At 72.9% G+C, this 7,520-nt stretch carries 7 protein-coding genes and 1 pseudogene; 4 read left to right on the forward strand and 4 right to left on the reverse strand.

Annotation, left to right across the window (positions count from 1 at the left end):
* The 4 genes and pseudogenes from QM633_RS12950 to QM633_RS12965 all read left to right on the forward strand — a co-directional run.
* Nucleotides 1-525 (forward strand): annotated as a pseudogene (locus QM633_RS12950) (hypothetical protein); the annotation flags it as partial.
* 181 nt (nt 526-706) lie between these two features.
* Nucleotides 707-1,921 carry a cytidylyltransferase domain-containing protein gene (locus QM633_RS12955; protein ID WP_415154177.1) on the forward strand — a complete coding sequence of 405 codons (1,215 nt, stop codon included), beginning with the start codon at nt 707-709 and terminating at the stop codon, nt 1,919-1,921.
* Complete coding sequence (locus tag QM633_RS12960) at nt 1,918-2,829, forward strand: N-acetylneuraminate synthase family protein (protein WP_415154178.1); 912 nt, start codon at nt 1,918-1,920, stop codon at nt 2,827-2,829. The genes QM633_RS12955 and QM633_RS12960 overlap by 4 nt, the downstream gene beginning before the upstream one ends.
* Before the next feature lie 25 nt (nt 2,830-2,854).
* A complete protein-coding gene (locus QM633_RS12965; RefSeq protein WP_415154179.1) occupies nt 2,855-3,868 on the forward strand; it encodes a hypothetical protein in 1,014 nt (337 codons plus the stop codon).
* A gap of 18 nt (nt 3,869-3,886) precedes the next feature.
* Here QM633_RS12965 and QM633_RS12970 read toward each other — a convergent pair whose 3' ends face one another.
* The 4 genes from QM633_RS12970 to QM633_RS12985 form a co-directional block, all read right to left on the reverse strand.
* Nucleotides 3,887-4,195 carry a hypothetical protein gene (locus tag QM633_RS12970; RefSeq protein WP_415154180.1) on the reverse strand — a complete coding sequence of 103 codons (309 nt, stop codon included), beginning with the start codon at nt 4,193-4,195 and terminating at the stop codon, nt 3,887-3,889.
* Nucleotides 4,195-5,424, reverse strand: a complete 1,230-nt coding sequence (locus QM633_RS12975) for an inorganic phosphate transporter (RefSeq protein WP_415154182.1) — start codon at nt 5,422-5,424, stop codon at nt 4,195-4,197. The genes QM633_RS12970 and QM633_RS12975 overlap by 1 nt, the downstream gene beginning before the upstream one ends.
* 144 nt (nt 5,425-5,568) lie before the next feature.
* Nucleotides 5,569-6,150 carry a uridine kinase family protein gene (locus tag QM633_RS12980; protein ID WP_415154184.1) on the reverse strand — a complete coding sequence of 194 codons (582 nt, stop codon included), beginning with the start codon at nt 6,148-6,150 and terminating at the stop codon, nt 5,569-5,571.
* A partial coding sequence (locus QM633_RS12985; protein WP_415154185.1) for a phospho-sugar mutase occupies nt 6,147-7,520 on the reverse strand: 1,374 nt, incomplete at its 5' end. The genes QM633_RS12980 and QM633_RS12985, both read right to left, overlap by 4 nt.

Consider the following 7,520-nt stretch of genomic DNA (forward strand, 5'->3'; position numbering starts at 1 on the left):
CCGCGGACGCGCGCCGAGGCTCCCGCCGTCGCGGCCGAACCGGACGCCGCGCAGGACCAGGGCGAGACCCGGATCGCCGCCGACCGCGGACGGCTCACCCCGGCGGACCCGCCGCCGTCGCCGGAACCCTCGCGTCCCTGGGCCCCCGACGTCGGGACCGCAGCCGAGCCGACCCTCAGGGCGGGGCAGATCGCGTCCGCCGGGGTTGCCGGAGGTCCCGCCCCGGCTGCCCTCGAACCTGCGGCAGAGCTGCCGCTGCCGACGGCGGCGGAAGCCCGCGTCCCCACGGCGGGCCGGGAACGCTACGCCGCCCGCCTGCCGCCGCCCGCAGCACCGCGTCCTGGCGGCGTCGACGCGGTCGGCACGGCCTGGGCGGAGTCGCCACGCCGGCACGAGGACGGGGCCGTGCAGGCACGCCGGATCGCCGCCTCGCGACGGCGTCAGGCCCTGTGGCTGGTCCTGGCCGTCATCGCCCTGGTGACCCTTGCCGCCGCCCTCCTGGTGCTGCTCCTGACCCGCGGATAGGGAAGCGCCGACCACCTCCGGCGGCCGACCCCGGGCTCCCGCTGAGTTGTCGCCAGAGCACGTCCTCGCTCGGAACAGCACTGATCGGTGCGTCCCTGGGCCGACGACTGTTCCCCGGTCGTTCACGGACTCGTGAACTCGACGTGGGCTGGCGGGCTCCCGGCCTGCCTAGCGTGAACCTGTGAGCACGACGAGCACGACGAGCACGGCAGGCCGGCGGCGGACGCCGGGAACCGGAGAGGTCCTCGCCGTCATCCCTGCCCGGGGCGGCTCCAAGGGCGTCCCGGGAAAGAACCTCGCCCGCGTCGGCGGCGTCCCGCTGGTGGTGCGCGCGGTCCGCGCCGCGCGGGCGGCGGGACGGATCAGCGCCGTGGCCGTCTCCACCGACGATCCGGCGATCGCCGCGGCGGCCACCACCGCCGGAGCCCTCGTCGTGGAGCGTCCGGCCGACCTGGCCGGGGACACCGCCTCCAGCGAGTCGGCCGTCCTCCACGCCGTCGAGGCGCTCTACGGCGGCCGCACCGACGACCTGGACGTCGTCGTGCTCGTGCAGTGCACCAGCCCTTTCCTCACCGCGGCCGAACTGGACGCGGTCGTGGCAGCGGTCGCCGACGAAGGCGCGGACACGGCATTCACGGCCGCCCGCTTCCACGGCTTCGTGTGGCGCGACGCGGACGCGGCGACCGGCGTCAACCACGACGCCGGTGGCCGCCAGCGTCGCCAGGACCGCGAGCCAGAGTGGCTGGAGACCGGCGCCGCCTACGCGATGCGCGCGGCCGGCTTCGGCGAGCGGCGCCGCCGGTTCTTCGGACGCACCGTCGCCGTCCCCACCGATGCCGGCCGGGCCCTGGAGATCGACGAACCGGGCGACCTCGACCGGGCCCGCGTCCTTGCCACCGTCCTGGACGCGACCACCCGGCCCGGGCCGGGGGAGATCGATGCGGTCGTCCTCGACTTCGACGGCACCCAGACCGACGACCGCGCCTGGGTCGCCGCGGACGGGACCGAACGGGTCGCTGTGCATCGCGGCGACGGTATGGGCGTCGCCGCGATGCGCAGGGCCGGCCTGCCGGTGCTGATCCTCTCCACCGAGGTGAACCCCGTGGTCGCGGCCCGGGCGGCGAAGCTCGGCGTGGAGTGCCGCCACGGCATCCCGGAGAAGGGCGAGGAACTCGCGGCATGGCTCGACGAGCGCGGGCTCGCCGCGTCCCGCGTCCTCTACCTCGGCAACGACATCAACGACCTGCCGTGCTTCGCGCAGGTCGGCTGGCCGGTGGCTGTCGCCTCCGCCCACGCATCGGTGCGGGCGGCCGCCCGCAGCGTCACCACCGTGCCGGGAGGGCACGGAGCCGTCCGCGAGATCGCCTCGTGGATCCTCGGAAAGGACCTGTCATGACGTTCAACCCGCGGCTGCGCCGGATCGGAGACCGGCTGGTCGGGCCCGGCCAGCCCGTGTACGTGATCGGCGAGATCGGCATCAACCACAACGGCGACCTGCGCACGGCGCTCGCCCTGATCGAGGCGGCCAGAACCGCCGGCATGGACGCGGTCAAGTTCCAGAAGAGGACGCCGGAGGTGTGCACGCCCAGGGACCAGTGGGATCTCGAGCGGGACACCCCCTGGGGCAGGATGCCCTACATCGAGTACCGCCGCAGGGTCGAGTTCGGCGCCGACGAGTACCGGCAGATCGACGACTACTGCCGCGAGGCGGGCATCGCCTGGTTCGCCTCGCCCTGGGACGTGGAGAGCGTCGACTTCCTCGGCGGCTACAACCCGCCGGCCTACAAGGTGGCCTCGGCCAGCCTGACCGACGACGTCCTGCTGCGGGCGCTGCGGGCCACGGGCCAGACCGTGATCCTGTCCACCGGCATGTCCACGCCCGAACAGATCCGGCACGCGGTCGAGGTCCTCGGCAGCCGCAACATCGTCCTCCTGCACGCCACCAGCACCTACCCGTGCCCGCCGGAGCAGCTCAACCTGCGGATGGTGAACACGCTGGAGGCCGAGTACCCGAACGTCCCGATCGGCTATTCCGGGCACGAGGTCGGCCTGCAGTCGACGCTGTGCGCGGTGGCACTGGGCGCCTGCATGGTGGAACGCCACATCACCCTCGACCGATCGATGTGGGGGTCCGACCAGGCCGCGTCCGTCGAGCCGGAGGGCATGCGCCGGCTGGTCCGGGACATCCGGGTGATCGAGACCGCCCTCGGCGACGGGGTCAAGCAGGTCTACGACGGTGAACTGGGCCCGATGAAGAAGCTGCGCCGGGTCGCCGGTGCCGTCGCCGAGGCCGGGGTGGCATGAGCAGCGCCCCACGGAGGGGTCACGCATGAACACGCTGGCGCTGGTCGAGAGTCCGGCCCAGTTCCTGCACGTGCTCGAGTGGTGCCATGCCGAGCAGGCGGCCACCCGGACCAGGCTGGCCGTCCTCGCCCCCCCGGATCCGACCACGGTCGCCCAGCTCGAGGCGATGTCCGACTTCGCCGCCGAGGAGGACATCGAACTGAGCTGGCACTCCCCGCGCCGCTCCGCGCGCGCGGCCCTTCGGACCGTCGCGGAGCTGCGGGCCGAGGTCGCCGGGGCGTCCCGACTGGTGGTCGGCGACCCGTTCTCGGGGATGATCCAGTCGCTGCTCCCGTTCTCGCGGGCGGACGAGGTCGTGGTGGTCGACGACGGCACGGCGACCCTTGAGTTCGCCACCCAGCTCGTCCACGGGGAGCCCCTGCGGCGGTGGCACGGCGGCCTGGGCGTGGTGCGGGCGCCGCTGGCCCGGTACGCCCGTACCTACTTCTCCCGTCCCCGGCTGCGACTGTTCACGGTGATGTCGGTCACGTCCGTGCCGGGCAGCCGGGTCCAGCAGCACGGCTACGACTGGACGCGGCGCCGGTTCGGTCCGCCGCGGGTGTTGCGGGGGACGGACGTGATCGGGTCCTCGCTGGTGGAGACCGGCGTGGTCGAGGTCGAGGGGTACCTGGACGCCGTCGCGCGGCTCGCCGAGCGCACCGGAGCGGCGGGACGCTACTTCGCCCACCGCCGCGAGCAGCCGGAGAAACTGCGGGAGCTGTCCCGGCGAACCGGGCTGCGGATCGTCCGCCCGCGGGTGCCCCTGGAGATCGAGCTGCGCAGGGGGCCGGTGGCCGAGCAGTTGGCCAGCTTCCCGTCGTCGGTGGGCTTCACGCTGCCGCTCGTGCTGGCGGGCGTCGGTGCCAGGGTCTCCGTCCAGCCGTTGCCGGACTCGTTGATCCGCGCCCAGGTGGGCGAGCGGGCGCGCAGCTTCCTGCACCGGATCGGTCACGACATGCAGAGGGCCGCGGCCCAGCCCGCGGCGGTCAGCTGGTCGTGATCGTGGGCGGAGCGCCCGTCACTTCCTGGTGAGGACCGGCAGGGCGCCGTCGAACGTGATCGTCCAGCCGAGGCCGTGCGCCACGATGTACCCGATGCCGGTGAGGACGGCGAGGATCACCACGGCGAAGATCGTGTAGGCGATCGCGCGTCCCACCGGGTGCGGCTTCAGCGCGACACCGTCGGTCATCACCTCGGCCTCGCCACCGGTGCCCCAGGCGAGTGCCCGGACGCCGAAGGCGAACAGCGCGGGGAGCCCGGCGCCGAGGATCATCCCGACCAGGAGGACCCGCCAGGCCCCGTCCAGTGCTGCCCAGAGCTGGCCCATCAGTGCACCCCTCCCGAGACCGGGACGTCGATGTCGGAGGAATCCTTCTCGTCGACCCACTCGTCGTTGACGTTGTGGTGGCTGATCCGGTTCGCCCGCGACTGCCACCACATGTAGAGCGCGGCGAGCGCCATGATCCCGAACACCACGAAGGCGCCGGCGGGACCGCCGATCAGGTGCCCGACGAACCACATCCCCGCACCGACCAGCCCGGCCAGCGGGAGGGTGGTCAGCCAGGCCAGACCCATCCGCCCGGCCACGCCCCAACGGACGGTGGCGCCCTTCCGGCCCAGTCCCGAGCCCAGGATGGAGCCGGTGCAGACGTGGGTGGTGGACAGGGCGAAGCCCAGCTGCGACGAGGTCAGGATGACCGCGGCCGAGGAACTCTCCGCCGCCATGCCCTGCGGTGAGGAAATCTCCACCAGGCCCTTCCCCATCGTCCGGATGATCCGCCAGCCGCCGATGTAGGTGCCGGAGGCGATCGCGAAAGCACAGGCGAACTTCACCCAGATCGGGATCTCGGTGGTGTCGGTCCAGTAGCCGGAGGCGATCAGTGCGAGGGTGACGACGCCCATCGTCTTCTGGGCGTCGTTGGTGCCGTGGGACAGCGAGAGCAGCGACGCGGTGCCGATCTGGCCCCAGCGGAAGCTGGTCTCCTGGTAGCGCTCCGCGACCCCCTCGGTGATCTTGAACACCAGCCTGGTGCCGACCATGGCGACCAGGATCGCGATCGCGGGGGAGAGCAGGGCGGGCAGGATCACCTTGCCCACGACGCCGTCGAGCTGGGTGCCGTCGCCCACCCACTTGACGCCGCCCCAGCCCATCGACGCGACGGTCGCGCCGATCAGGCCACCGAACAGGGCGTGCGAGGAGCTCGAGGGCAACCCCCACAGCCAGGTCAGGATGTTCCAGATGATGGCGCCCGCGAGGCCGGCCATCAGGATCAGCAGCAGACCGTGGCCCTGATCGGCCATCAACTCCGGCTTGGGGCTGCCGTCGGCGTTCTGGATCCGGATCACCGCGTTGGTCACGGTGATGGCGACCTCCACGGACAGGAAGGCGCCGACGAGGTTGAGGACCGCGGAGAGGGTGACGGCCGCCTTCGGCGTCAGCGCCTTCGTCGCGATGGATGTGGCCATGGCGTTCGCCGTGTCGTGGAACCCGTTGGTGAAGTCGAAGGCCAGCGCCGTGATGACAACGAGGGCCAAGAGTACGAACTCAGGGGTCACGGACTCATGGTACGGGTTCGTTCCTCAGATGTGGAACGCGGTCGTTCGGGGCCACATCCTGTTCACATCCGTCTCACAGGGCACGCCGCTGCCGAGCGGACGCGGGGCGCCGACGCGCACCGGTGGCCGGTGGCCACCGGACCCTCAGCCCAGTCGGGCCAGGGCCGCCCGCATGCTCATCGGGGTGAAGCCGGCGGTGAGCGCCCTCCGCTTCAGCGCGGGCTGGGCACGCCAGAGCGCGACGCCGCGACGCAGCAGGATCAACGGCGGCTTGCGCTTCTTCGCCAGGTCGCGGCGCAGCCGGAGCACGAACACGACGAAGCCGGGGCGGTCGAGGTAGATCGCCTCCGCGGCCAGCCCGCCCGCACGGCAGGTGGCGAGGAACTCGATCGCGAAGATGCCCTCGGCGCTGACCCGGTCGGCGCCGTCGAGGTGGACCTCGTGCGTGCCCGTCCTGCGGCTCTCCGAGATCGAGTAGGCCGGCACCACCGCCGCTCCGGTGGCCAGCAGTTCGCGCAGGGCCGCGACCGCGCCGTCGGCGTCCCAGCAGCGCGGATCGTCCCAGTCCGGGATGCCGAACTCCGTGCGGGGCAGGTCGGGGTGGTCGGCGTCGAAGTAGAAGTCGTCGAGGCGCAGCGACGGGCATCCGGCCAGGTGCGCGAGCCGTGACTTGCCGCTGCCGGACGCCCCCGCGATCAGCACCAGGCGTGGCGTCGGCGCTGTCACAGCTCCAGCGCCGCGGTCATGTCGGCCCGCGCGGCCACCATCAGCGCCGCGGCCACGGTCCGGTCGGACGCCAGGTCGCCGCCGGCGGGAAGGCGCACCTGCAGGTAGCACTTCAGCTTCGGCTCGGTGCCCGACGGGCGCACCACCACGCGCACCGAGCGGCCCTCGAACAGCATGCCGTCGGTGGGCGGCAGATCCACCCCGCCGTCGGCGAGGTCGGTGGACGTCACCGCCTCCGCGGCCAGTTCGGACGGAGGCGTGGCGCGCACCCGGGCCATCGCGTCCGTGATCAGCGACAGGTCGGCGACCCGGAACGACAGCTGCGAGGTGAGGTGGACCCCGTAGGTGCGGGCGATCTCGTCCAGCCGGTCGGAGACGGTCGTGCCCTCCGCCTTCAGCCCTGCGACGAGGGTGAGGATGCGCACCAGGGTGGTGATGCCGTCCTTGTCCGGCACCGCGGACGCGTCCGTGCAGTAGCCGATCGCCTCCTCGTAGCCGAACGCGAGGCCGGGCACCCGACCGATCCACTTGAATCCGGTCAGGGTCGTGGTGAAGGGCTGGCCGTGGGCGGCGGCCATCGTGCCCAGCAGGGTGCTGGACACCACGGAGCAGGCGTAGGTTCCGCTCACGCCGCGGCGCAGCAGGTCGTCGGCCAGCAGCGCGCCGAGTTCGTCGCCGGTGAGCATCCGCCAGGCCCCGCCGACCACGGCTGCCGCGGCGCAACGGTCCGCGTCCGGGTCGTTGGCGATCGCCACGTCCGCGCCGACCTCGCGGGCCAGTGCCAGCGCGAGGTCGATCGCGCCCGGCTCCTCGGGGTTGGGGAACGGGACCGTGGGGAACGCCGGGTCGGGCTCGATCTGGGCGGCGACCCGGTGCGGTTGGCCGAAGCCGGCCGCCTCGACGACCCGATCGACCACCGCGGCGCCGACGCCGTGCATGGCGGTGTAGACCCAGGCCAGGTCCCTGGGGGCGGCGGGCGGCACCAGCGTGGCGGCGCGAGCGACGTAGGCGTCCACGAGCTCGTCTCCGACCAGCGGGTAGTCGTCGCTGCGGGCGATGTCGGCGAGCGGGGAGGCGGCGACCCCGGCGATCCGGGCGGCGATCTCCGCGTCGGTCGGCGGGATGATCTGGGAGCCGTCGCCGAGGTACACCTTGTAGCCGTTGTCCTGTGGCGGGTTGTGGGACGCGGTCACCACGACCCCGGCCACGCACTGGAAGTGCCGGATGCCGAACGCGACGACCGGGGTGGGCAGCGGACGCGAGCACAGCAGCGGCTGCAGGCCCGCGCCGGCGAGGATCTCCGCGGTGTCGGAGGCGAACACCTCGGAGTTGTAGCGCGCGTCGAAGCCCACGATCACCCGGCCACCCTC

The organism is Propionicimonas sp. (assembly GCF_047606205.1).
Classification (GTDB): Bacteria; Actinomycetota; Actinomycetes; order Propionibacteriales; family Propionibacteriaceae; genus Propionicimonas.

What these genes read in the sequence shown, in the direction of transcription:
- QM633_RS12960 (WP_415154178.1), top strand. Translation starts at nt 1,918, where the DNA reads ATGACGTTCAACCCGCGGCTGCGCCGGATCGGAGACCGGCTGGTCGGG.
- QM633_RS12965 (WP_415154179.1), top strand. Translation starts at nt 2,855, where the DNA reads ATGAACACGCTGGCGCTGGTCGAGAGTCCGGCCCAGTTCCTGCACGTG.
- QM633_RS12970 (WP_415154180.1), bottom strand. Translation starts at nt 4,195, where the DNA reads ATGGGCCAGCTCTGGGCAGCACTGGACGGGGCCTGGCGGGTCCTCCTG.